Here is a 24,682-nt window from a genome sequence, read left to right on the forward strand (position 1 = left end):
TTCAATTCAGCAGGAGAGGAGAATCATGTTCCAGTTGTCACCGCAAGACATTCATCTGGGCGCCGTTGCCGACGGTAAGCAACAGGCCATCCGCCTGGTGGCCGCCGCCCTGACCGAAGCCGGCTGCGTCAGCGCCGGTTACGTGGACGGCATGCTGCAGCGCGAACTGCAGACGTCCACCTATCTGGGCAACGGCATCGTCATTCCGCACGGCACCACCGATACCCGCGATCTGGTGTTGAAAACCGGCGTGCAGGTGTTCCAGTTCCCGCAGGGCATTGCGTGGGGCGAAGGCCAGACCGCCTATGTGGCGATCGGCATCGCCGCCCGCTCCGACGAGCATTTGGCGCTGCTGCGCCAGCTCACCCACGTCCTGAGCGATGACAGCGTGGCGGAGCGGCTGGCACAAACCACCTCTGCGGAAGAGCTGCGCAGCCTGCTGATGGGCGAGCAGCAGAGCGCCGAATTCCAGTTCGACGTTTCGCTGATTGCGCTCGACGTCGCCGCCGACAGCCTGATGACGCTGCAGGCGCTGAACGCCGGCCGGCTGCAAAAGGCCGGCGCGGTCAACGCGCAGTTCGTCAGCGATGTCATCACCCGCAAGCCGCTGAACCTGGGGCAGGGCATCTGGCTGAGCGACAGCGTCGAAGGCAACCTGGCCAGCGCGGCCACCGTCAGCCGCCCGGCGCAGGCTTTCGTGGAAGACGGCGAGCCGGTGGCGCTGCTGCTGACGGTGTCGGTCGCCGACACGCAGCCGCTGGCGGTGCTCAACTACCTCAGCGATCTGCTGCTGGCCAATAAAGCTGAACGCTTGCTGAAGGCGGATGCCGCCGGCGTGCTGGCGCTGCTGACCAGCGAAGTGGCTGAGGAGAGCAGCGTGCTGAGCGCCGAGTTCGTGATCCGCAACGAGCACGGTCTGCACGCGCGGCCGGGCACGGCGCTGGTCAACGTGATCAAAAGTTTCAACAGTGACATCACCGTCACCAACCTGGACGGCAGCGGCAAGCCGGCCAACGGGCGCAGCCTGATGAAGGTGGTGGCGCTGGGCGTGAAGAAAGGGCATCACCTGCGCTTTACCGCCAATGGAGAAGATGCTGAAGCCGCGCTGAAGGCGATTGGCGAAGCGATTAATGAAGGACTGGGCGAGGGCGCAGCATGAGCAGAAGAGTAGCAACGATCACCCTGAACCCGGCGTACGATCTGGTGGGTTTCTGCCCGCAGATCGAACGCGGGGAAGTCAACCGGGTAAAAACCGCCGGCCTGCACGCCGCCGGTAAGGGCATCAACGTCGCCAAGGTGTTGAAGGATTTAGGCATCGACGTCACCGTCGGCGGCTTCCTGGGCAAAGACAATCAGGACGGTTTCCAGCTGCTGTTCAGCGATCTGGGGATCGCCAACCGCTTTCAGGTGGTGCCGGGCCGTACCCGCATCAACGTCAAGCTGACGGAAAAAGACGGCGAAGTCACCGACTTCAACTTCTCCGGTTTCGAAGTGACGCCGCAGGACTGGGATCGCTTCGTCAGCGACTCGCTGAGCTGGCTGGGCCAGTTCGACATGGTGGCGGTGAGCGGCAGTCTGCCGGCCGGTGTCGATCCCGACGCCTTTACCGACTGGATGACCCAGCTGCGCGCCAAGTGCCCGTGCATCATTTTCGACAGCAGCCGCGAAGCGCTGGTCGCCGGGTTGAAGGCCTCGCCGTGGCTGGTGAAGCCGAACCGCCGCGAGCTGGAAATCTGGGCCGGCCGCCCGCTGCCGACGCTGGCGGACGTGGTTGAGGCCGCGCATGCGCTGCGCGAGCAGGGCATCGCCCACGTGGTGATCTCCCTCGGTGCGGAAGGCGCGCTGTGGGTTAACGCCTCCGGCGCCTGGATCGCCAAACCGCCGTCCTGTGAGGTGGTCAGCACCGTGGGCGCCGGCGATTCGATGGTCGGAGGCCTGATTTACGGCCTGCTGATGCGCGAATCCAGCGAACACACTCTGCGTCTGGCCACGGCGGTAGCGGCGCTGGCGGTCAGCCAAAGCAACGTCGGTGTGACCGATCGTCCCCAGTTGGCCGCGATGATGGCGCGCGTCGATCTGAAACCTTTCAATCAATAGCAGGAGGCAGAATGAAAACGCTGCTGATGGTAGACAGTTCGCTGGGGCAGGCCCGTGGCCACCTGGCGAAACGCATGCTGGAGGCCGCCGCGGCCAAAGCCGGCCTGACGCTGGTCGAGTCGCTGCAGGACGCCGAACTGGTGGCGGTGGCGGGGCAGGCTGCCCCTGCTGACGCCGGGCTGAACGGCAAATTGGTGTATGTGGGCGAGGTAGAACAGGCGGTGCGTGAACCGGACGCGTTTCTGGCGCGCGCCCAGGCCGAAGCTGAAACCTATCAGGCGCCGCAGGCGGCGGCACCGGTGAAAGCCAATGGGCAAAAACGCATCGTGGCGATCACTGCCTGCCCGACCGGCGTGGCGCACACCTTTATGGCGGCCGAAGCCATTGAAAGTGAAGCCAAGAAACGCGGCTGGTGGGTGAAGGTGGAAACGCGCGGTTCCGTGGGTGCCGGCAACGCCATCACCCCGGAAGAAGTGGCGGCGGCGGATCTGGTGATCGTCGCGGCGGACATCGAAGTGGAGCTGGACAAGTTTGCCGGTAAGCCGATGTACCGCACTTCGACCGGCCTGGCGCTGAAGAAAACCGCCCAGGAACTGGACAAGGCGCAGGCCGAAGCCGAAGTGTTCCAGCCGCAGCAGCGCGGCGGCGCGGCGCCGACGGCGAAAAAGAAAGAGGGCAACGGCCCGTATCGTCACCTGCTGACCGGCGTGTCCTACATGCTGCCGATGGTGGTGGCGGGCGGGTTGTGCATCGCGCTGTCGTTCGTGTTCGGCATCAAGGCGTTTGAGGTCAAGGGCACCCTGGCGGCGGCGCTGATGCAGATCGGCGGCGGCTCCGCCTTCGCGCTGATGGTGCCGGTATTGGCCGGTTTCATCGCCTTTTCCATCGCGGATCGTCCGGGCCTGACGCCGGGCCTGATCGGCGGCATGCTGGCGGTGAGCACCGGCGCCGGGTTCCTCGGCGGCATCATCGCCGGTTTCTTGGCGGGTTACGTCGCCAAGGCGATCAGCAGCAAGCTGCGTCTGCCGCAGAGTATGGAAGCGCTGAAGCCTATCTTGATCATTCCGCTGGTGGCCAGCCTGATCACCGGCCTTATCATGATTTACGTGGTCGGCACGCCGGTGGCGAAAATCATGGAAGGCCTGACCCATTGGCTGCAGTCTCTGGGCACCGCCAACGCCGTGCTGCTGGGGGCGATCCTGGGCGGCATGATGTGCACCGACATGGGTGGCCCGGTGAACAAAGCGGCCTACGCCTTCGGCGTGGCGCTGCTCAGCTCCTCGGTGTATGCGCCGATGGCAGCCATCATGGCCGCCGGTATGGTGCCACCGCTGGCGATGGGTCTGGCGACGCTGCTGGCGCGCCGCAAGTTCCCGAAATCCGAACAGGAAGGCGGCAAGGCGGCGTTGGTGCTGGGGCTGTGCTTCATCACCGAAGGGGCGATTCCGTTCGCCGCCCGTGACCCGATGCGCGTGCTGCCGTGCTGCATCGCCGGCGGGGCGCTGACCGGCGCGCTGTCGATGGCCTTCGGCGCCAAGCTGATGGCGCCGCACGGCGGGTTGTTCGTGCTGCTGATCCCGGGCGCGATTTCGCCGGTGCTGCTGTACCTGGTGGCGATCGCCGCCGGTACGCTGCTGGCGGGCGTAGCGTATGCCCTGCTGAAACGTGCTGAAGTACCGGCGGCCAGTGTGGCGTAACGGCGATCCAGCCATAAAAAAACCGGAGCCCAGGCTCCGGTTTTGTCGTTTGGGCGCCGCGTTACTGCTGCGCCTTCAGCCAGGCGATCTCTTCCGCCCAGATGTCCGGGTTTACCGTTTCCAGAATCAGCGGGATATTGTCGAAACGCGGATCGCGCATGATGTAGCTGAACACCGTTTTGCCGATGTTGCCTTCCCCCAGGCTGTGGTGGCGGTCGACGCGGCTGTTGAACTCGCTCTTGGCATCGTTCAGGTGCATGCCGCGCAGGTAATTAAAGCCGACGATGTCGCCAAGCTGCTTAAAAGTGCGCTCGCACTCTTCTTCGGTACGCAGATCGTACCCGGCGGCGAAGGCGTGGCAGGTGTCGATGCAGACGCCGACGCGGCTTTTGTCTTCCACGCCGTCGATGATCGCCGCCAGGTGTTCGAATTTGAAGCCCAGATTGCTGCCCTGGCCGGCGGTGTTTTCGATCACGGCCGTCACACCGGCGGTTTTGTCCAGCGCGATGTTGATCGATTCGGCGATGCGCGCCAGGCATTTATCTTCATCGATTTGCAGCAGGTGGCTGCCGGGGTGGAAGTTCAACAGCGTCAGCCCCAACTGTTCGCAGCGCTGCAGCTCGTCGATAAACGCTTCGCGCGATTTTTCCAACGCCTCGGCCACCGGGTGCCCGAGGTTGATCAGGTAACTGTCGTGCGGCAGGATCTGCCCCGGCCCGAAGCCGTACTGGGCGCAGGCGCTCTTGAACTTATCGATCACGTCGGCGGCCAGCGGCGCGGCCTTCCATTGACGCTGATTTTTGGTGAACAGGGCGAACGCGGTCGCCTCCAATTCGTGCGCGCGGATAACTGCTTGATCCACGCCGCCTGACGCGCTGACATGTGCACCGACAAACTTCATCTTCATTCTCCTGTGTTATCGGTGACATTATGGCATTGATGGCGGGCGGATTGAATGGTGAAAAGCGGCGGCCCGCCGAAGCGGGCCGCAGAAGGGGAGATTAGAACCAGTGTTGCACCAGCTGATTTATCGCGCCGCCGCCGACCAGCAGCCAGACGAACAGCAGCGTGGCCAGCAGAATCGGTTTCACCCCGGCCTGGCGCACGGCGCTGATGTGGGTGGTCAACCCCAGCGCCGCCATCGCCATTGCCAGCATCCAGGTGTCGGCGGTGATCAGATGGCGCACCAGCGTGGCCGGCAGCAGGTTGAAGGAGTTCAGCCCGGCGACGACGATAAACAGCACGGCGAACCACGGAATGGTGATGGCGGATTTTTCCGCCTTGCCTGCGCTGCCGCGGCTGATGTAGCCCGACAGCAGCAGCAGGAACGGTGCCAGCATCATCACGCGGATCATCTTGGCGATCACCGCCGCGTTTTCGGCGTCAGGGCCGATGGCGTGCCCGGCGGCGACCACCTGAGCCACTTCGTGAATGGTGGAGCCGGCGTAGATGCCGAAGGTTTCCTGGCTGAACGGCAGCCACTGGAAGTGTTCATTCAACTGATACAGCCACGGGTAGGCGAAGATCGCCAGGGTGCCGAACACCACCACGGTCGAGACCGCTACCGCCACTTTGCTGGAGTCGGCCTTCAGCACCGGCTCGGTGGCCATCACTGCCGCCGCGCCGCAAATGCTGCTGCCGGCGCCGATCAGTATCGCGGTTTGGCTGTCGATGCCGAACACTTTCTTGCCGAGCCAGCAGGCCAGCAGGAAGGTGGTGATCAGGGTCAGCGCGTCGATGATGATGCCGCTGGCGCCGACGTCGGCGATCTGCTGAAAGGTCAGCCGGAAGCCGTAAAGGATAATGCCCAGACGCAGCAGACGCTGTTTGGCCAGCTGTACGCCGCTGTGACAAACGGTTTGCCAGTGGGGGTACAGCGTGTTGCCCACCAGAATACCGAGCAGGATCGCCAGCGTCAGCGCCCCCAGCCCCAGCTCCGCCACCCAGGGAATATCGCCGGCCCAGACGGCCAGCGCGGTGAGCGCGCCGGTCAGCGCCAGCCCCGGCACCAGCCGCGGCAGGCCAAACAGCGGAAAGCGTCGCTCGGGATAAGTGTGAGTGGTATCAGTCGCCATAAAAGTCAGTCCTTCAGTCTGTTTCTTGCTGCTAAGAGTACGTTTGGGCTGAATAAAAGAGAAATTGATTATATATTTATAACCTATCTGAATAAGTGGTATGGGATCAGGCATTGGCATAACGTCGCATTGCGGCTAGGGTGTTGAGGAGCGGCGAGCCGCCGTCAACTTTCCAACTAACAGGAGCAGGCGATGGATACCGACGATCAACGCAGAGAGCAGGTAGATCAGGAAGTGGGGCGCGCGGTGCGGCGGTTGATTGAAGAAAACAAGACGATCGACCGCGATCATCTCGCGGCGATGCTGCAATTGATACTGCGGGACGAAGCCGGCACGCCGCGAGAGCCGGTACTGGCCGCGGCGGCGCAGCTGGTCGCGTTGGGCAAATAGCGCGCCGATCTGGCCGCAAACAGGGTAGCCTGGCCGGGCTGCCCACATCACCATGTTGGGGTTCTCTGGCAGAACCTTCTTTCAATACCGGGACGGCTATGCATATCACGTTGCGTCAACTGGAAGTTTTCACCGAAGTGCTGAAAAGCGGTTCGACCACTCAGGCCTCGGTGGTGCTGGCGCTGTCGCAGTCGGCGGTCAGCGCGGCGCTGGCGGATCTGGAGGGGCAGTTGGGCGTGCAGCTGTTCGATCGCGTCGGCAAACGGCTGGTGATCAACGAACACGGCCGCTTGCTGTACCCCAAGGCGCTGGCGCTGCTGGAGCAGGCGGGGGAGATCGAGCAGCTGTTTCGCCATGATGGCGGGGCGCTGCGCATCGCCGCCAGCAGCACCATCGGCAACTATATGCTGCCGGAGATGATCGCCCGTTACCGCCGGGACTTTCCGGCCACGCCGCTGGAGCTGAACGTCGGCAACAGCCAGGATGTGATCGTGGCGGTAGCGGATTTTCGCGTCGATTTGGGGCTGATCGAAGGGCCTTGCCATATGCCGGAGCTGGTGACGCAGCCGTGGCTGGAGGACGAGCTGGTGGTGTTCGCTGCGCCGGATAACCCGCTGACCCGTCAACCGCCGACGCTGGAGGCGCTGGCGAATGCGCCTTGGATCCTGCGTGAGCGCGGTTCTGGCACCCGCGAGGTGCTGGATCATCTGCTGTTGGCACACCTGCCGCACTTTCAGCTGGTGATGGAGCTCGGCAACTCGGAGGCGATCAAGCATGCGGTGCGGCACGGTATCGGCATCAGCTGCCTGTCCCGGCGGGTGGTGGCTGAGCAGCTGGCCAGCGGCGCGCTGGTGGAACTGCCGGTGCCGTTGCCGCCGCTGCGCCGCACCCTGTACCTGATCCGCCATCGGCAAAAGCACGTCTCCAACGCGTTGCAACGTTTTCTCAGCTATTGCGTGCTGTAATCGACAGCGCGTCACGTCTTCTATCGCCGCGCAGGCCAAAGAAAGCATAAAAACCTGCGCGCGCTCACATTAATGAGAGTAAGTAAGGCCATAAGGGGCGCGGCTAATAATTGCCTCTGAATTATGAAGCTATCTTATATCGGTGCAATGTTGCTAGTTCACCGGCGGGTATTTGTTACAATCCGCCCTCATTTTTCGAAGAGCAGATAGATAGGGAACGAATGGCTCAGCAGGATATAAAAACATCGGGGCAGCAAGCACCCGGATTGCGCCGCGAGCTGAAAGCCCGGCATTTGACCATGATCGCCATCGGCGGCTCCATCGGCACCGGCCTGTTCGTCGCCTCGGGCGCCACGGTTTCTCAGGCAGGTCCCGGCGGGGCGCTGCTGTCTTACGCTCTGATCGGTTTGATGGTGTACTTCCTGATGACCAGTCTGGGCGAACTGGCAGCCTTTATGCCGGTCTCCGGTTCATTCTCCACCTACGGTGCCAAATACGTGGAAGAAGGCTTCGGTTTCGCACTGGGCTGGAACTACTGGTACAACTGGGCGGTGACCATCGCCGTTGACCTGGTGGCTTCGCAATTGGTGATGAGCTACTGGTTCCCGGACACGCCCGGCTGGATCTGGAGCGCGCTGTTCCTCGGCCTGATGTTCCTGCTGAACTACATTTCGGTGAAAGGGTTCGGCGAGGCGGAATACTGGTTCGCGCTGATCAAGGTCAGCACCGTGATTATTTTCATCGCCGTCGGCGTGCTGATGATTGTCGGCATTCTGAAAGGCGGCGAGCATGCCGGCTGGCAGAACTGGACCATTGGAGATGCGCCGTTCGCCGGCGGCTTCTCGGCGATGATCGGCGTGGCCATGATCGTCGGCTTCTCGTTCCAGGGCACTGAACTTATCGGCATCGCGGCCGGCGAATCGGAAAACCCGGGTAAAAATATTCCGCGCGCGGTGCGTCAGGTGTTCTGGCGTATCCTGCTGTTCTATATCTTCGCCATCCTGATCATCAGCCTGATCATTCCGTATACCGATCCGAGCCTGCTGCGCAATGACGTGAAAGACATCAGCGTCAGCCCGTTCACCCTGGTGTTCCAGCATGCCGGCCTGCTGTCGGCGGCGGCGGTGATGAACGCGGTGATCCTGACGGCGGTGTTGTCCGCCGGTAACTCGGGCATGTACGCATCGACCCGCATGTTGTACACCCTGGCATCGGAAGGCAAAGCGCCGCGCATCTTCGCCAAGCTGTCGAAAGGCGGCGTGCCGCGCAACGCGCTGTACGCGACCTGCGTGGTGGCCGGGTTGTGCTTCCTGACCTCGATGTTCGGCAACCAGTCGGTTTACCTGTGGCTGCTGAATACCTCGGGCATGACCGGCTTCATCGCCTGGTTGGGCATCGCCATCAGCCACTACCGTTTCCGTCGCGGTTACATGCTGCAGGGACACGATCTCAACGACTTGCCGTACCGTTCCGGGTTCTTCCCGCTGGGGCCGATCTTCGCCTTCGTGTTGTGTCTGATCATTACCCTGGGGCAGAACTACCAGGCCTTCCTGCAAGACAAGATTGACTGGTACGGCGTGACCGCGACCTACATCGGCATTCCGCTGTTCCTGCTGATCTGGTTCGGTTACAAGCTGTCGCAAGGCACCCGTGTCGTGAAGTACAGCGAAATGGAATTTCCGAAGATGGACGTGAAGTAATTTTCGGTGAGTGATACGCGGCGGGGGTTCCCGCCGCGTTTGGCTTTACTTTTTCCCGCCTTTGGCTTCCGCCAGCGCCTGCTGCGCCGAACTCATCAAATCTTCCACCGTCGCATAATGCTGCGTCAGCGCCACAATGCCGGCGTTGAGCTGCATGTTCACCTCGCCGAATGCGCCAAAATCGTAAGGCGCCTCCAGCGGTGGCACGATGCGCGCCAGGAACTCGCTTTCCGCGCCGTAGGGCAGATCGTGCACCAGAATCAAAAACAGGCCGCCGGTATAGCGGCAGACGTAGTCGCTCGGGCGGATCAGCGTCTTGAGACGCTCGCCGACGGTGCGCAGTACGTCGTCGCCGATCTGGACGCCGTGGCTTTGGTAGAGCGCCGCCAGCGGACCGAACTCAAGAATGAACAGGTGGGAGATCGGCTGCGCCGTTGCGGGGCGGCAGATGCTGCGCATCACCACCTCGCCGCCTGCGCGGTTGAGAAAGCCGGTCAGGCGATCGCGGTGCGATGCCTGCTGCTTCTCCCAGGCCAGCGTGACGTGCTGCACCAACTGGCGGTGGTAGCGCGCGATCATGCCATGGGCCAGCACCAGCCACAGCGGCGCGAGATCCGCCATGACAAACAGATTTTGCACGCGCGACAGCGGCGCCGCCAGCAGGTAGGGCAGCGTCAGCGCGATCACCTCAAGCAGCGCGAAGCGCGGCGCGGCGGCATGGCGCTGCATCAACCAGCAGGCCAGGGCGGTGATGGTCAGGCCGGCGAACAGGATCAGCACGAAGCGGCCCGACAGCATCGCCAGCGCGGCGCTGGCGCCAACCAGCAGCGCCCACAACAACACCGTCACCAGCATGGCGTTCGGCCAGGCGGGTTGGCGCCTTTGCGCCAACCTGGCACGCCCGGCGGTCAACAGCAGCAACAGCAGCAGCAGGCCGATACCGACCAGCGGTTGGTTCAGCCAGGCGTACCCCACCAACAGCGCGGCCGGCCCCACGGCATTCAGCCAGGGGGTGAGAGGAGAGGGCGTCAGCGTGAGACGCAGCTGGCGTTGAAACGGTTCGTCATCGGCGTGCAGCGGGCTGTGCAACAGCCAGTTCAGCAGCGCCGGGCGTTTGGGCGTTACCGCCGGAGATGGACTTCTCATTACAGCCTCGTCAATAAGGCCGCTCTTGCGGCGGCCTGAAAGTTTTTTGCACGCGCGGTGCTGTGGTTTTGGATTCTATGTGGTTTTGCCGCTATTTGTCAGAGTCTGGTCGGATCAGGAATAATTTTCAGAATAATTAACCTACTGGCCGTTGGCGGGGGAAAGCGTGGTAGTTTGAAAAATGGCGAGAAAAAACAAATTATTACATTTCGACAACGCTGTTTTCACCTATTGATATGATTGATAAGTATTATCGTTTGCTTTATTGTGGGCGGCTGCGCGCAGGCGGTCGCCGCGCGCTTTCCGGTTTACGGCGGACGCCTTCGCGCCGCTGTCATGATGGTTGTAACAGGTATCTTAACGAATGAGCGTATCCACCGATCCCATGACTGACGCCAAGGGGCAACCCAACGCCGGCGTGATGGGGCGTTATCAGCATATTCTTCGCCATCGCCTGTTGATGATGGGCGTGTTGGCACTGGCGATCCTGGGTTCGCTGCTGCTGGATTTCACCATGGGGCCATCCGGCCTGTCGCTGTCGTCTTTGTGGCAAACGCTGCTTGACCCCGCCGCGGCCGATGCCGGCACGCGGGTGATCGTCTGGGACATCCGCTTGCCCTATGCGCTGATGGCGGTGGTGGTGGGCTTTGCGCTCGGCCTGGCCGGGGCGGAAATGCAGACCATCCTGAATAATCCGCTGGCCAGTCCCTTTACTCTCGGCGTGTCTTCCGCCGCGGCCTTTGGCGCCGCGCTGGCGATCGTGCTCGGCATCGGCATTCCGGGCATTCCCGATCAGTGGTTCATCTCCGCCAACGCTTTTATCTTCGCGCTGTTCGCCGCGCTGATGCTCGACGGCATCACGCGCTGGACGCGGGTCGCCACCTCCGGCGTGGTGCTGTTCGGCATCGCGCTGGTGTTTACCTTCAACGCGCTGGTCTCGATGATGCAATTCATCGCCAGCGAGGACACGCTGCAGGGGCTGGTGTTCTGGACCATGGGCAGCCTGGCGCGCGCCTCGTGGGACAAGCTGGGTATTCTGTTCGGGGTATTCGCCGTGCTGCTGCCGCTGTCGATGATGAGCTCGTGGAAACTGACCGCGCTGCGTCTGGGGGAAGACCGGGCGGTGAGCTTCGGCATCGACGTGCGCCGTCTGCGGCTGACCACGCTGCTGCGCATCAGCATGCTCTCGGCGCTGGCGGTGGCTTTCGTCGGGCCGATCGGCTTTATCGGCCTGGTGGCGCCGCACATCGCCCGCATGATCTTCGGCGAAGATCACCGTTTCTACCTGCCGGCCAGTGCGCTGATTGGCGCGCTGGTGTTGTCGATGGCCTCGGTGGCGTCGAAAAATCTGGTGCCCGGCGTGATCATTCCGGTGGGCATCGTCACCTCGCTGGTCGGGGTGCCGTTCTTCCTGAGCATTATTCTGCGCCATCGGGGGAACGTATGAATCAGGGCTTGCGCATAGAAAACTTCTCGGCGGGCTATCCGAAGCGTCAGGTGATCGACAATCTCTCGGTGCCGATGCTGCCGCGCGGGCAAATCACCGTGCTGCTGGGGCCGAACGGCAGCGGCAAATCGACGCTGCTGCGTTCGCTGGCCGGGCTGAACCCGGCGCAGGGCAAGCTGTGGCTGGACGATGACGATCTGATGCAGATGCCGTTCGCCCGTCGGGCGGAGAAAGTGGTGTACCTGCCGCAGTCGCTGCCCGCCGGAGTGCATCTGCACGTGTTGGAGTCGATTATCGTGGCGCAGCGCGCCTCGGGCGGCCGCAGCAACGCCGGCAGCGAAGCGGAAGTGATGGCTTTGCTGGAACAGCTGGGCATCGCCCACCTGGCGCTGAGCTACCTCGATCAGCTGTCCGGCGGCCAGAAACAGCTGGTGGGGTTGGCGCAGTCGCTGATCCGTCAGCCGTCGCTGCTGCTGCTGGATGAGCCGCTGAGCGCGCTCGATCTCAACTATCAGTTCCACGTGATGGATTTGGTGCGCCGTGAAACCCGCAAGCGCAATATCGTGACGGTGGTGGTGGTGCATGACATCAACATCGCGCTGCGTCACGGCGACCACGTGCTGATGCTGCAGGATGGCGATCTGATCGCCGACGGCGCGCCGGATCAGGTGATTACGCCGCAGAGCCTGGCGCGGGTCTACGGCGTGCGCGGGCGCATCGAGCGCTGTTCGCAGGGCACGCCGCAGGTGCTGATAGACGGCCTGGTAAACCAGCCGACGATTTAATCCAGGAAAAAGCCCGGCATCGCCGGGCTTTTTTTATCGCGCAGCGTGGGTTAGCGCCTCGCTCACGCGTTCGACGACGTGCTGAGCGGTGACGATGCCGCCGGACAGATAAACCTCGGCCGCCGGCAGGTAAACCACCTGGCCTTTCTTCACCGCTGCGGTTTTCTTCAGCGCAGTGGTGGTAAGGATTTTCTGCGGCGCCACCGCGTTCGGCCGCCCGGTCGCGGCGTCTCTGTCGATGATGAACAGCCAGTCCGGATTCAGTTTGGCCACCTGCTCAGGCGTCAGCTTGTTGCCGCGCACGTCTTTTTCATCGGACTGCAACGCGGACGCGAAGCCGAGGGCGTCATAGACGAAGCTGAAACGGCTCTTGGGGGCGTAAGCGCTGATCTTGCCGCCGGAGAACAGCACCACCAGCCCGCGTCCGGCCTGGGCGGCCTGTGGTTTGACCGCCGCGATCTGCGCATCCAGCTTATTGATCGCCGCCTGCGCCTGTTGCTGCTTATCGAACAGCTCACCCAGCTGCAGCGTGCGCTGTTTCAGGCTGCCCAACTGATCCTGCTGATCGACGGACATATTCAGCGTCGGCGCCAGCGTGTTCAGCTCGTCATAGGCTTTGGACGCCCGGCCGGCGATCAGGATCAGATCCGGTTTGGCGGCGCGCAGCACGGCCATATCCGGCTCGAACAGGGTGCCGGCATTGAGGTATTTGTCGTCCTGATAGCGCTTCAGGCTATCCGGCAAGTTTTTGCGATTGCCGGGCAGCGCCAGCGGCTCGACGCCCAGCAGCTGCAGCGTTTCCAGCGAGGCGTAATCCAGCACCACGATGCGCTGCGGGTGTTTCTTCACCTCGGTGCTGCCGTTCAGGTGCTGAACGTTGACGGTGGCCGGGGCCGCCGGCGCGTCGGTTTTGCTGTGGCAACCCGCCAGCGCCATCGCGGCCAGCAGGGCGATCATCAGGGGGAGCGGCGTAATTTCATGGGGCTTCCTCACGGTGATGGAATGAAAAGGGCGCGCAGCGCGCGCCCGGGGGCATCAGAAGTTGTAGGTCATGCCGACGGTGTAACGGCGGCCGTCCAGCGTGGTGTTGTAGTGATCGTAATCCACGGTCTTGTCGAGGATGTTGTAGACCCCGCCGGTCAGCTGCAGGTTTTTCGCCGCCTGGTAGCTCAGGCCCGCATCGACGAAGGTGTAGGACGGCGTGCTCTTGGCCATCGAGGTACGGCTCAGATACTCAGACGTTTTGCTGCGGAAATTAACGCGCGACCACAGGCTGAGGTCCTGCGTGGCGCGCCAATCCAGCACGGTGTTAACCATGTGCTTCGGCATCTGGTTGAGCGCCTTGCCCTGGAACTCGCCGCTCTTCTGCTCGGAAGAGGTGTAGGTGTAGTTGGTGTTCCACTTCCAGTCTTTGTTGATCTGCCAGCCGAAGGTGGCTTCTACGCCGCGCATATTGGCTTTGTCGACGTTGACGCGATCGCTGATAAAGTCGTAGACGTCATTGCCGATCTTACAGTCCGGCGTGTCTTCGCAGCGGCGCACTTCGGTGATCTTGTTCTTGAAGTCGGTGTTGAAGACGGTCACCCCGGCGTTGACGCCTTTCAGGCTATCCCACATCAGGCCGATCTCTTCGCTCAGGCTCTTCTCCGGCTGCAGATCCGGGTTGCCGACGATGATGCCTTTACGCACGCCGCCGCCGGTGACCTGGCCCCAGTTGGCGGAGGATTGGCGCAGATCCGGCGATTTGTAGCCGGCGGAGACGCCGCCTTTCAGCGTCCACTGTTCGGTCAGGTGCCAGACCCCGTACATGCGCGGCGTCCAGTGGCTGCCGAAGTTTTCGTCCTGATCCATGCGGATGCCGGTCGTCAGACTGAAGTCGTTGGTCAATGCCCACTCATCTTCGGCGAACAGCGCCCAGCTCCAGCGCGTCAGCTTGCTGAGACCTTGTGCCGATTCAAGCTGGTTGCCGCTGTCGCTCAGTTTTTCATAGCGATACTGACCGCCGAGGTTCAGCATGTGTGAACCCAGCTCGAACTGGTTCTGGGTGTTGAAGATGGTGTTGTACATCTTCATTTTGCGGCCCGGGTTGTTGGTCTCTTCCCGCTGAACGTAGCTGGTGGAGTTGCCGAAGTCGTAATAGCCGTTGTGGGTCAGCGCGTAGTTGGTGCGCGTATACAGGCTTTCGCTGCGCGATGTCGGCGTGCATTTGCCTTTGCTGCAGCGTTCCGCTACCACCGATTTGCCCGGCGTGCTGTTGCGATCCTGCAGCGAGCGGCCGATTTCAAAGTCGAATTCGTTTTTCTCGTCCGGGGTCAGGGTGAACACCGCGGTGCCGCTGCGCATGCGCTGCTCGTTGTAACCGTTGGTGATTTTATCTTCCGCGCGGCGCGACAGCAGGCCGTTGACCCGCAGGCCGAGCAGGCCTTCAACCAGCGGGCCGGAGGCGTAGGCGTTGGTCTGGAACAGATCGCCGGAATCGCGGTTTTCCTGAAGGGTGGCGTCGCCGTGCAGCGAGCCTTTCCACTCGGTGCGCGAGGTTTTGCGGGTGATGACGTTGATCACGCCGCCCATGGCGTCGGAACCGTACAGCGAAGACATCGGCCCGCGCACCACTTCGATGCGCTCAATGGCTTCCATCGGCGGCAGCCAGCCCTGTTCGATGCCGGCGTTATCGCTGTTCGGCCGGGTGCCGCGGGTGTCGACGCGCTTGCCGTCCACCAGGATCAGCGTGTACTTGGAAGACATGCCGCGAATGCTGATGTCGCTGCTGCTGGCGCCGCCGGTGACCACTACGCCCGGTACGTCTTTCAGCGCATCGGTCACGTCGCGATAGGCTTTATCTTCGATCTGCTGGCGCGGGATCACCGAGATGGAAGCGGCAGAGTCCTGAATTTTTTGCTGAAAGCCGGAGGCGGTGACGACCATGGTGTCCTGGGTGTCGTCCTGCGGCGCGGCCAGCGCGGCGGTGGCGCTGAGTGAGGCGATCACCAGAGCGGCGAGCTTGCTGTAACGTGGCGTTTCCATGAGGTAAACCTTTCCTGGATTGAAGTGAAAGTAATTAACCAATTGAATTTCTAATGAAATTATTCATCGTTCGCTGAGAAATACTTCGCTTCGTCAGCGTTGCGTGAGGGTATTGTAAGGATTTTTTTCTTAATGTAAACGCTAATGATAATTCATATCATTTGTATGCTTGTTCTGCTGACGGAAAAGGGTAACCGGATGAATTAAAGGGAAAAGCGGCGCAGCGGGCGTGCGCCGGGAAGGATCAGCGTTTCTGGATGTAGGTGATGGCCAGCGCCAGCGCCAGCACCAGGCCTTTGATAATGTCCATGGCGTAGTAGGGCACCGACAGCATCACCAGGCCGTTTTGCAGCACGCCGAGGATCACCGCGCCGATCAGGGTGCCGAGCGCATTGGGTTTACCGGCGCCGGCCAGCGAGAAGCCGATATAGGCCGCCGCCACCGCGTCCATCAGATAGCCGCCGCCGGCATTGACCTGCGAAGAGCCAATACGTGACGCCAGTAAGATGCCGCCAAGCGCCGCCAGCCAGGAGGAAATGACGTAAGCGGCAACCCTGTAACGCACGGTGCGGATGCCCGACAGACGCGCAGCCTCGGGGTTGCCGCCGATGGCGTACATGCGGCGGCCGTGCTTGGTCAACGATAGGAACAGCTGCACCGCCACGGTGACCGCCAGCATGATCAGCACGATCACCGGCACCTGGCCGAGGGCGGAAAACACCTCCGGGATCAGGCCTTCGGCCATGTCGCCATTCGGCAGCACCATGTTTTGGGTGATGGAGCCGCCGTAGCTGTAGGTCATCGCCACGCCCTGGATCACGAACAGGCTGGCTAGCGTCGCCAGCATATCGGGGATTTTGAGCACCACGATCAGCAGGGCGTTGAACAGGCCGACCAGCGTGCACAGCAACAGCGTCACCACGATGGCGCCGGCGGTGCCGAAACCGTGCCAGACGAACAGCGAAATCACCAGCGCGTTGGCCAGCGAGGCGGTCGAGCCGACCGACAGATCGAAACCGCCGACCGACAGCGAGATGGAGACGCCGATGGCGATCACCGTCACGATGGCGATCGAACGCAGGATATTGATGATGTTGTTGGCATCGAGAAAGTTGTCCGACGCCAGGCCAAACAGGGCGATCAGCGCCGCTACGGTCAGCAGCATGCCCCACTTGTAGAGGAAATCAAACAGCTGTTGGCGCCAGGGCAGCGCAGGCCGCAAGGCAAATTCTTTACTCACGCAGGGGTTCCTCCGGTGGAATAGAGCAATAAGGTTTCTTCGTCGATGTCGGCGGCGTTCAATTCCGCCACGATGCGGCCGTCCCACAGCACGCAGATGCGATCGCACAGGCCAATCAGCTCGGCGAACTCGCCGGAGGCGTAAATCACGCCTTTGCCGGCGCGGGCCAGGCCGTCGATCAGGCTGAACAGCTCCTGTTTGGCCTTGATGTCCACGCCCTTGGTCGGCTCATCGAAGATCAGCACCTCGGCGTCGCCACGCAGCCATTTGCCGATCGCCACTTTTTGTTGATTGCCGCCTGACAGGCGCGCCAGCCGCTGTTGCGGGCCGGAGGCGCGAATATTCAGACGCTGCATGATCTCGCGCGCCCAGCGCAGCTCTTGCCGCCGGCTGAACAGGCTCCAGCGCGAGAAGCTGTCGTCGGCGCTGACGCTCAGGTTCATCGGGATCGCCTCGTCGATGAAAATACCTTCTTTGCGGCGTTCTTCCGGCACCAGCGCCAATCCTTGTTCGACCGACAAATGCGGCGCGCGTGGCACCCAGGGCTGCCCGCGCAGTTCGCCGCGCTCGAGCTGCACGGCGCTGGCGCCGAACAATGCCTTGCACAGTTCGGTTTTGCCCGCCCCGGCCAGCCCGGCGATGCCGAGGATCTCGCCTTCATGCAACCGCAGCGAAACGTCGCGCAGCTTATGGCGATCGTGCAAGCCCTGCACCTGCAGCAGCGTTCGCTCAGGGTGTGGCGGGCGCGGCGACGGGAAAATGTCGTCCAGCCGATGGCCGAGCATCTTCTCGACGATCTGTTCGCCGCTCAGCCCGCGCATGGCGTCTTCGCTGACGCGCCGGCCGTCGCGCAGCACCGTCAGCCGATCGCAAATGTCGCTCAGTTCGTGGATGCGGTGGGAAATAAACACGATGCCGATGCCTTCGGATTGCAGGCGGCGCACCACGTTAAACAGGCGCTCGCTCTCGGCGCGATCGAGCGGCGCGGTCGGCTCGTCGAGCACCAGAAAACGGCAGCGGTGCGACAGCGCGCGCGCCAGCAGCACCTGCTGTTTTTCCGCCAGCGTGCAGTCCGCCAGGCGTCTGCGCGGGTTGAGCGGCAGCGCCCATTGCTGCAGCAGCTGCGCGGCGCGGCGGTGCAGCTCCGCCCAGTTCAGCCAGTGGCCCGGCTCGTTCAGCCAGTCCAGCATGATGTTTTCCGCTACCGACAGCGTGGGGATCAGCGCGACGTCGACCTCTTGCTGCACCACGTGAATACCGTGACGGCGCGCCTGCAACGGGGAGTGGATCGCCACCGGCTGGCCGTCGATCAGGATCTCGCCGCGATAATGATCGTGGGCGCCGGAGAGGATCGCCATCAGCGTCGACTTGCCCGCGCCGTTGGCGCCGACCAGCGCATGGATTGATCCGCCCTGCAGCGTGAAGTCCACGTCCTGCAGCGCGTTGAAGCCGGCGAAGGCGATCGAGATATTGCGCATCTCGAGGCGTGAAGGCGTTGCGGTTGACATAGGGTGTTAAGGCCGTTTAGATGTTTAGATGGCTGTTTTGCTCTGTTGTAACATAGATTGCGCCGTTGGCAACCAACAAAATGGCATAACGGCGATGAAAAAATCGTGGGTGGGCAGGGGCGCAACCCGCGTCAGGCTGCGCCGGTGCGAGAAGCGGTCAGAAGGTGGTAGGGGTGTGTGCGCTGACGATGCGGCAAACGCGAGCCGACGTATTGCTGAAGCTGTGCGGAATACCGGTGTTGATGGCGTAACTCTGACCGGCGCTCAGGCAATAGCTCTGGCCGTTGATGGTCAGCACGATCTCGCCTTCCAGCAGGGTGCCGATCTCTTCGCCCTGATGCTTGATCTTTTCGCCGGTGGTGGTGCCGGGCTGGTAGGTTTCCAGCATCATCGCCAGGTTGCGCGTAGGGCTGCCGTTGTGCACCAGCTTCATCGACACCCCCTGGCTGCCGATCTCAATCAGATCCTCGGCGTCGATCACCACGCGCGGTTCGTCGACGGCCTCCGGTTCGGCAAAGAATTCAGACAGCGACAGGCCATACACCTTCAGCAGCTTTTGCAGCGTGCTGATGGCCGGGCTGACCTTGTCCTGTTCGATGGTGCTGATCGCACTGTGGGTTAACCCGGACAGTTCGGCGACCCGGCGCTGCGACAAACCCAATTGCTGACGGATCTGTGACAGGCGTTTGCCCGGTGCCAAGCTGGCTTCGCTCATAGCGGTACTTCCTTCTGGTAGGGGCGACAGGCAGACATGAATATCGTTATCGGGCGCCTGTCTGGGCGATAACGATGCTGCATGATATCGATAGTTAGGGCAGGTTTGGAAAATATATTGCCCATGTTCACTCTCGGTGCGTTGGACGAAATAGTTGACGTAAAAATGGCAGCAAGGCCTTTTCGGTCAATATTTTATCAATTTAGCAGCCGGTGGTGAATAATCAAACAGGATTGTAACATTTGCAAACCCATTCTGTTAATACTATGTTTCATATTGTGGATGTTATTTTGAGCGCCCGGCAGCGGCGCGACCTGGCGAGAAATCCAATCATGTGTTGAATCGAACGGCGGACGGGCGCTAACGCGCCTTAAGAGCATAATGGCGGGTGACGTATGCAAACCAATAGCGCAGCAGTTGAACATTTTGCACAGCATCATGAAGAGAGGCGAAGTAGCGCGTTCCAAAATGAGGTTGCTCATTATTTGGAACGCCATCCCGCCACGCAGTATGTCGATATCCTTCTTACCGATCTCAATGGTTCCTTCCGCGGCAAACGTATACCCGTCTCAGGGTTGAAAAAACTGGAAAAAGGCAGCTACTTCCCCGCGTCGGTGTTCGCCATGGACATCCTCGGTAACGTGGTGGAGGAGACCGGTCTTGGGCAGGAGCTCGGCGAGCCGGATCGCATTTGCCTGCCGGTGCCCGGTTCGCTAACGCCGTCGGCCGCCGATCCGGAGCATATCGGCCAGGTGTTGCTGACCATGCTGGATGAAGATGGCACTCCCTTTGACGTTGAACCCCGTAATGTGCTGAACCGCGTGTGGCAGGCGCTGCGACAGCGCGGCTTGTTCCCGGTGGCAGCGGTAGAGCTGGAGTTCTATCTCATCGACAGGCAGCGCGACGCAGAAGGCGATTTGCAGCCGCCGTGTGCGCCCGGCACTCAGGAGCGCAATACCCAAAGCCAGGTGTACTCCGTCGATAACCTGAACCATTTCGCCGAGGTGCTGAATGATATCGACGCGTTGGCGAAGCTGCAGGGGCTGCCGGCGGACGGCGCGGTGGCGGAGGCGTCGCCGGGGCAGTTCGAGGTCAACCTGCGCCATTCCGACGACATCTTGCTGGCCTGCGACCACGCGCTGGCGCTGAAACGGTTGGTGCGGCTGGTGGCCGAGAACCACGGTATGCACGCCACCTTTATGGCCAAACCCTATGAGGATTACGCCGGCAGCGGCATGCATGTGCATGTCAGCATGCAGGACGGGGCGGGCAACAACCTGTTTGCCGACGGCGAAGGCGAGGATTCACCGTTGCTGAAACAGGCGCTGGCCGGGATGATCACCCTGATGCCGGCGTCGATGGCGCTGCTGGCGCCGAACGTCAATGCCTATCGGCGTTTCCAACCGGGGATGTATGTGCCGATCCAGGCCGCCTGGGGCCACAACAATCGCACCGTGGCGCTGCGCATTCCCTGCGGCGAACCGGAGAATCATCGGGTGGAGTACCGCGTGGCCGGCGCCGACGCCAACCCCTATCTGGTGATGGCGGCGATCCTGGCCGGCATGTTGTACGGGTTGGACAACGCGCTGCCGTTGCCTGAGCCGGTGACCGGCAACGGGCTGGAGCAGGAGGGGCTGCCGCTGCCGATCCGCCAGAGCGATGCGCTGTACGAGTTTGAACATCAGCATGCGTTGACCCACTATCTGGGCGAGCGTTTCACCCAGGTTTATCACGCCTGCAAGACGGACGAATTGCTGCAGTTTGAACGGCGGGTGACGGAAACCGAGATCGACTGGATGTTGAAAAATGCCTGAATGGGCGTATAAAGTAAGAAGTATGTGCGGGCGACCGGCCTGCCGGTAGCGGATTAATTCGCCTGCCGGGCTGGTTTTCCGTTCGATCGACAAAAAGAATTTGTATTTGAGGGCTTCCGGATCTTGTCATCCGGAGGCATTCTGGTGCAAAATATCTCAAATGCAGATAGCCGACGTTTTGAAAGCGTCGGTTATTTTTTTTGCATTAAGTTTTACCAACGTAGCGTTTCATACACCAAGCGAGGCCGGACACCGATCCGGATAGATAAATAGTTTCGTGCACGATCAAACAAAACTTTATGGTCGTGACTCATGAGGATTAGAAAGATGGGGCAATTTTTCACTTTAGCGCCGGTGCCCGCCGGTTTCCGCTGTGGCCGCAGCGACTATGGAGCAGCCGAGGTTACCTCGACCCGTTATCCAGCTTACAATCCCCTTCTTTTAGAATTAAGTCGCTCGTTGCGAAGTTTCCCCGCAACCTTAAGTCTTGGCGTGTCCGCCATCCGCAAGGCTCAAGGTAAGGGGGGGCTGAACAATGTCCGATAACACCCTTAACGCCGCTCCGGCTCAGCGCACTCAGCTGCGTAAAACCCTGACATTAGTTCCGGTAGTGATGATGGGTCTGGCTTATCTGCAGCCAATGACCATCTTCGATACCTTCGGCATCGTATCCGGCCTGACCGATGGTCACGTCGCGACCGCGTACGCCTTCGCTCTGCTGGCGATCCTGTTTACCGCCCTGAGCTACGGCAAGCTGGTGAAGAAGTTCCCTTCCGCCGGTTCCGCCTACACTTACGCCCAGAAAGCCATCAGCCCGCACGTCGGCTTTATGGTGGGTTGGTCATCGCTGCTGGACTACCTGTTCATGCCGATGATCAACATTTTGCTGGCCAAGATTTACCTGGAAGCGATCTTCCCGGGCGTCCCGTCCTGGATCTTCGTGGCGGTGCTGGTCGGGTTGATGACGATTTTCAACCTGCGCGGCATCAAGCTGGTGGCCAACCTGAACTCCATCATCGTGGTGGTGCAGGTGGCGATCATGATCGTGTTCCTGGGTCTGGTGATCAACGGCGTTTACCACGGCGAAGGCGCCGGTACGCTGGTCAGCAGCCGCCCGTTCTGGTCCGATAACGCTCACGTGGTGCCGATGATTACCGGCGCGACCATCCTGTGCTTCTCGTTCCTGGGCTTCGACGGCATCAGCTCGCTGTCCGAAGAAACCAAAGACGCAGAGAAAGTGATCCCGAAAGCCATCTTCCTGACGGCGCTGATCGGCGGCATCATCTTTATCGTGGTGTCTTACTTCGTGCAGCTGTACTTCCCGGACATCTCGCGCTTCAAGGATCCTGACGCGTCGCAGCCTGAAATCATGCTGTACGTGGCGGGCAAGTTCTTCCAGTCGGTGATCCTGGTGTTCTCCTGCGTGACGGTATTGGCGTCAGGCATGGCGGCGCACGCGGGCGTTTCGCGTCTGATGTACGTGATGGGCCGCGACGGCGTGTTCCCGACTCGCTTCTTCGGCTATGTGCATCCGAAGTGGCGTACCCCGGCGCTGAACGTGCTGCTGGTTGGCGCCATCGCGCTGTCCGCGGTGTCGTTTGACCTGGTGACCGCGACCGCGCTGATCAACTTCGGTGCGCTGGTGGCCTTCACCTTCGTCAACCTGTCGGTGATCTCGCAGTTCTATATTCGCGACAAGATGAACCGCACCGTGAAGGACACGTTCAACTACCTGATCCTGCCGGTGATGGGCGCACTGACCGTCGGCGCGCTGTGGATCAACCTGGAAGCCAGCTCGATGACGCTGGGCCTGGTTTGGGCGGCCATCGGTCTGATCTACCTGGCCTTCGTTACCCGCAGCTTCCGTCTGCCGGTGCCGCAAGCGAGCGAAGACGCCGCCTAAGCGCGAGCCGTCTCCTCAGCCACAAAAAAGGCCGCTTTCGCGGCCTTTTCCTTTTCTGCTTGCTGCGGGTTTTATCCCACCAACTCTTTGCCGTAATCGAACAGCGCTTTCAGCAGGGCGGTTTTTTCTTTGTCGCCTTCGTGCAGGTTATACAGCGATTCGAGCTGCAGCAGGTAACTCTGCACGCGCTCCGCGCTCAACGTTTCCTGGCGGTGTTGCAGCCAGCGGCGCTGCTCGGCGTCGTCCAGCGTATTCGGATAGTTGCGCGCGCGGAAGCGGAACAGCAGCTCTTTCATGCGGCCGTCGCTGAAGGCCAGATCCAGCGCCGGCAGGTTCTGCGGCTTGGTCTGCTGGATAATCCTCATCGCCGCCTTGTCGGCGTCGCTGAAGAAACCGTCGTACAAGCGGGCGTCGACGTCCTCGGAACCTTTGAACGGCTCGGCTTCGGCGAACAGTGCCACCACTTTCTCGCGCACTTCCGGGTGCTGTTTCAGCAGCTGCAGATTTTGCAGGCAGGCCTGGCGATCGATGCCCAGCCGCTCGGCGTTCTCCGGCAGCAGGGTTTTGGCCGGCGCCAGCACCGGGCATTTGTTGATGTGCACCAGCTTGATCGGCACCGGCGTCTGATCCGGCGCCAGATTGTCGCGGCGGGTGTAGAGCCGTTCACGCAGCTGCTCAGCGCTCAGCGTCAGCAGCGGCGTCATGTCGCCGGCGAGATCGCACATGATCACCGCGTTTTTGTTGTCCGGGTGCCAGGCCAGCGGCGACACCCAGCTGGTGTTGCCGCGCGCCGCGCCGAACATGCCGGAGACGTGCACCAGCGGCGTCATTTCGGCGACGTCGATCAGGGCGTTCAGTTTGTGCTTGTTGCGGTGCTGCAGCAGGAAATCGAACAGCCGCGGCTGCGCCTGCTTAACCAGCTTGGCCATGGCGATGGTGGCGTATACGTCTGACATCGCGTCGTGAGCCTGCGTGTGTTCGACGCCGTTGGCGTGCGTGAGGTGTTCGAGGCGGAAGCTGGGGAAACCGTCTTCGTTTTCCGGCCAGACGATGCCGTCCGGGCGCAGGGCGTAGCAGGCGCGCATCACATCCAGCAGATCCCAACGCGAGTTGCCGTTTTGCCAGCTGTAGGCGTAGGGATCGTAGAAGTTGCGATAGAAGATATTGCGGCTCACTTCGTCATCGAAGCGGATGTTGTTGTAACCGAGAATGCAGGTGCCGGCCACGCTGAAGGCCTGATGGATTTGGCGGGTGAACTCGGCCTCGTTAACGCCTTTGGCGCGCGCCACCTGCGGCGTGATGCCGGTGATCATCACCGCCTCGGGTTCCGGCAGGTAATCGTCGGCCGGGGCGCAGTAGATGACCAGCGGCTCTTCGATAATGTTGAAATCCATATCGGTGCGCACGCCGGCGAACTGCGCCGGGCGGTCCAGCGACGGGCTCTTGCCGAAGGTCTCGTAATCGTGAATATAAAATGTGGCCGTTGCCTTGCTGCTCAAAATCGCGTCTCTTCAGTGGCGGATACAATATGCCTCTATTGTAACGGCGTGGGGAGCGATGCCAAGCGGCGGTTAGCGAAATGCGCGCAATTACGCACGGCGATAGTAATCCAGCCGCTGATGAAAGTAGGGGAGCAGGTGGTCGGGGATCTGTTGTTCCGTTTCCGTCTGGGTCGAGGCGATGCCGTAGCGCTCGTTGTAGATCACGCTGATGGCCAGCAAATCGGTTTCTATTTTCTCGCGTTGCGCCTGCGGTAAGCTATCCAGCTTTCGAGCCATCGTTATCTCCCTGTTAACCTTAGGGCATAATAGGATCGTTAGCGGATATTGTCCCTACCCATTCCGGGGGGCAGTCGACGCCTGAGCACCGGGTTGCGCGCAAGGCGCCTGGCTGTGGCGGGCGGCGAACTCGCTCTGCGCCTGGTGCGCATTGAGGCGATCTGTCCGATTATACAGCGAACAGGCGCCGCTTATCACTGCCGCCCAAAACAGGGTGCACAGCAGCAAAACCCCCAACCAGATTTTTTGGTTATAGGTCATAAGTCCTCCACGGACGAGAAGAGAAATAACATTAACCGTTAAATTTAATCAGGCACTACATCAATGGTATTTAAACGGCGGAGATTAATCATGGAGTCTACGCGGTTCTTTTGTTACTAAACCCATGATGGATGTTT

20 protein-coding genes are annotated in these 24,682 nt (G+C 61.3%); 10 read left to right on the forward strand and 10 right to left on the reverse strand.

Annotated features, from left to right (window positions below; all coding sequences use genetic code 11):
- The first annotated feature begins 25 nt into the window (after window positions 1–25).
- From fruB to fruA, 3 genes are read left to right on the forward strand one after another with little or no spacing between them, the layout of a single operon-like run.
- Window positions 26–1,159, forward strand: a complete 1,134-nt coding sequence (gene fruB / locus ACMGF9_RS07250; RefSeq protein ID WP_414160176.1) for a fused PTS fructose transporter subunit IIA/HPr protein — start codon at window positions 26–28, stop codon at window positions 1,157–1,159.
- Complete coding sequence (fruK, locus tag ACMGF9_RS07255) at window positions 1,156–2,097, forward strand: 1-phosphofructokinase (protein ID WP_015378523.1); 942 nt, start codon at window positions 1,156–1,158, stop codon at window positions 2,095–2,097. The genes fruB and fruK overlap by 4 nt, the downstream gene beginning before the upstream one ends.
- Window positions 2,098–2,108: 11 nt before the next feature.
- Entirely contained in the window at window positions 2,109–3,794 is a 1,686-nt protein-coding gene (fruA, locus tag ACMGF9_RS07260) for a PTS fructose transporter subunit IIBC (RefSeq protein ID WP_118891854.1), read from the forward strand.
- A 61-nt stretch (window positions 3,795–3,855) separates the two neighbouring features.
- Here fruA and nfo read toward each other — a convergent pair whose 3' ends face one another.
- Window positions 3,856–4,695 (reverse strand): deoxyribonuclease IV, encoded by an 840-nt coding sequence (nfo, locus tag ACMGF9_RS07265; protein WP_016926988.1) that lies wholly within the window; start codon window positions 4,693–4,695, stop codon window positions 3,856–3,858.
- Between the two features lie 100 nt (window positions 4,696–4,795).
- Window positions 4,796–5,869 (reverse strand): YeiH family putative sulfate export transporter, encoded by a 1,074-nt coding sequence (locus tag ACMGF9_RS07270; protein ID WP_075685460.1) that lies wholly within the window; start codon window positions 5,867–5,869, stop codon window positions 4,796–4,798.
- Between the two features lie 192 nt (window positions 5,870–6,061).
- Here ACMGF9_RS07270 and ACMGF9_RS07275 point away from each other — a divergent pair, with 192 nt between their 5' ends.
- From ACMGF9_RS07275 to ACMGF9_RS07285, 3 genes are all read left to right on the forward strand, one after another.
- The gene (locus ACMGF9_RS07275; RefSeq protein ID WP_021505918.1) at window positions 6,062–6,259 is read left to right on the forward strand and encodes a hypothetical protein; all 198 of its coding nucleotides are present in this window, start codon (window positions 6,062–6,064) and stop codon (window positions 6,257–6,259) included.
- 98 nt (window positions 6,260–6,357) lie between these two features.
- Window positions 6,358–7,224 (forward strand): DNA-binding transcriptional regulator YeiE, encoded by an 867-nt coding sequence (gene yieE / locus ACMGF9_RS07280; RefSeq protein WP_021505917.1) that lies wholly within the window; start codon window positions 6,358–6,360, stop codon window positions 7,222–7,224.
- A gap of 221 nt (window positions 7,225–7,445) precedes the next feature.
- Window positions 7,446–8,924 (forward strand): amino acid permease, encoded by a 1,479-nt coding sequence (locus tag ACMGF9_RS07285; RefSeq protein ID WP_015378517.1) that lies wholly within the window; start codon window positions 7,446–7,448, stop codon window positions 8,922–8,924.
- Window positions 8,925–8,969: 45 nt separating this feature from the next.
- On the opposite strand, the gene ACMGF9_RS07290 is transcribed toward ACMGF9_RS07285, so the two are convergent.
- On the reverse strand, window positions 8,970–10,070 hold the full coding sequence (locus tag ACMGF9_RS07290; RefSeq protein WP_015378516.1) for a GGDEF domain-containing protein: 1,101 nt from the start codon (window positions 10,068–10,070) through the stop codon (window positions 8,970–8,972).
- A 364-nt stretch (window positions 10,071–10,434) separates the two neighbouring features.
- Between ACMGF9_RS07290 and ACMGF9_RS07295 the strand changes: the two genes are divergently transcribed.
- The gene (locus ACMGF9_RS07295; RefSeq protein WP_004935667.1) at window positions 10,435–11,517 is read left to right on the forward strand and encodes a FecCD family ABC transporter permease; all 1,083 of its coding nucleotides are present in this window, start codon (window positions 10,435–10,437) and stop codon (window positions 11,515–11,517) included.
- Entirely contained in the window at window positions 11,514–12,302 is a 789-nt protein-coding gene (locus tag ACMGF9_RS07300; RefSeq protein ID WP_118891855.1) for an ABC transporter ATP-binding protein, read from the forward strand. Before ACMGF9_RS07295 ends, ACMGF9_RS07300 begins: the two co-directional genes overlap by 4 nt.
- Window positions 12,303–12,335: 33 nt before the next feature.
- Here the strand turns inward: ACMGF9_RS07300 and ACMGF9_RS07305 are convergent, their stop codons facing one another.
- The 5 genes from ACMGF9_RS07305 to puuR all read right to left on the reverse strand — a co-directional run bounded on the left by ACMGF9_RS07305 (window position 12,336) and on the right by puuR (window position 18,789).
- The gene (locus ACMGF9_RS07305) at window positions 12,336–13,259 is read right to left on the reverse strand and encodes a siderophore ABC transporter substrate-binding protein (RefSeq protein WP_338909751.1); all 924 of its coding nucleotides are present in this window, start codon (window positions 13,257–13,259) and stop codon (window positions 12,336–12,338) included.
- A 78-nt stretch (window positions 13,260–13,337) separates the two neighbouring features.
- Complete coding sequence (locus ACMGF9_RS07310) at window positions 13,338–15,326, reverse strand: ligand-gated channel protein (protein WP_004935657.1); 1,989 nt, start codon at window positions 15,324–15,326, stop codon at window positions 13,338–13,340.
- 244 nt (window positions 15,327–15,570) lie between these two features.
- Window positions 15,571–16,566, reverse strand: a complete 996-nt coding sequence (locus ACMGF9_RS07315; RefSeq protein ID WP_075685454.1) for an ABC transporter permease — start codon at window positions 16,564–16,566, stop codon at window positions 15,571–15,573.
- On the reverse strand, window positions 16,563–18,074 hold the full coding sequence (locus ACMGF9_RS07320) for a sugar ABC transporter ATP-binding protein (RefSeq protein WP_075685452.1): 1,512 nt from the start codon (window positions 18,072–18,074) through the stop codon (window positions 16,563–16,565). The genes ACMGF9_RS07315 and ACMGF9_RS07320 overlap by 4 nt, the downstream gene beginning before the upstream one ends.
- 157 nt (window positions 18,075–18,231) lie before the next feature.
- On the reverse strand, window positions 18,232–18,789 hold the full coding sequence (gene puuR / locus ACMGF9_RS07325; protein ID WP_004935648.1) for an HTH-type transcriptional regulator PuuR: 558 nt from the start codon (window positions 18,787–18,789) through the stop codon (window positions 18,232–18,234).
- Between the two features lie 395 nt (window positions 18,790–19,184).
- Between puuR and ACMGF9_RS07330 the strand changes: the two genes are divergently transcribed.
- Both ACMGF9_RS07330 and ACMGF9_RS07335 read left to right on the forward strand, forming a co-directional pair.
- Window positions 19,185–20,603, forward strand: coding sequence for a glutamine synthetase family protein (locus ACMGF9_RS07330; RefSeq protein WP_031300715.1), 1,419 nt, complete (start codon window positions 19,185–19,187; stop codon window positions 20,601–20,603).
- A 535-nt stretch (window positions 20,604–21,138) separates the two neighbouring features.
- Entirely contained in the window at window positions 21,139–22,506 is a 1,368-nt protein-coding gene (locus ACMGF9_RS07335; protein WP_004935642.1) for an APC family permease, read from the forward strand.
- Between the two features lie 71 nt (window positions 22,507–22,577).
- Here the strand turns inward: ACMGF9_RS07335 and sbcB are convergent, their stop codons facing one another.
- Together sbcB and ACMGF9_RS07345 are read right to left on the reverse strand one after the other, a co-directional pair.
- On the reverse strand, window positions 22,578–24,005 hold the full coding sequence (gene sbcB / locus ACMGF9_RS07340; RefSeq protein ID WP_118891857.1) for an exodeoxyribonuclease I: 1,428 nt from the start codon (window positions 24,003–24,005) through the stop codon (window positions 22,578–22,580).
- 90 nt (window positions 24,006–24,095) lie between these two features.
- Entirely contained in the window at window positions 24,096–24,284 is a 189-nt protein-coding gene (locus ACMGF9_RS07345; RefSeq protein WP_004935635.1) for a DNA polymerase III subunit theta, read from the reverse strand.
- Window positions 24,285–24,682: the final 398 nt, after the last annotated feature.

The sequence above is a fragment of the Serratia sp. BNK-23 genome, assembly GCF_047456145.1.
Classification (GTDB): Bacteria; Pseudomonadota; Gammaproteobacteria; order Enterobacterales; family Enterobacteriaceae; genus Serratia; species Serratia nematodiphila.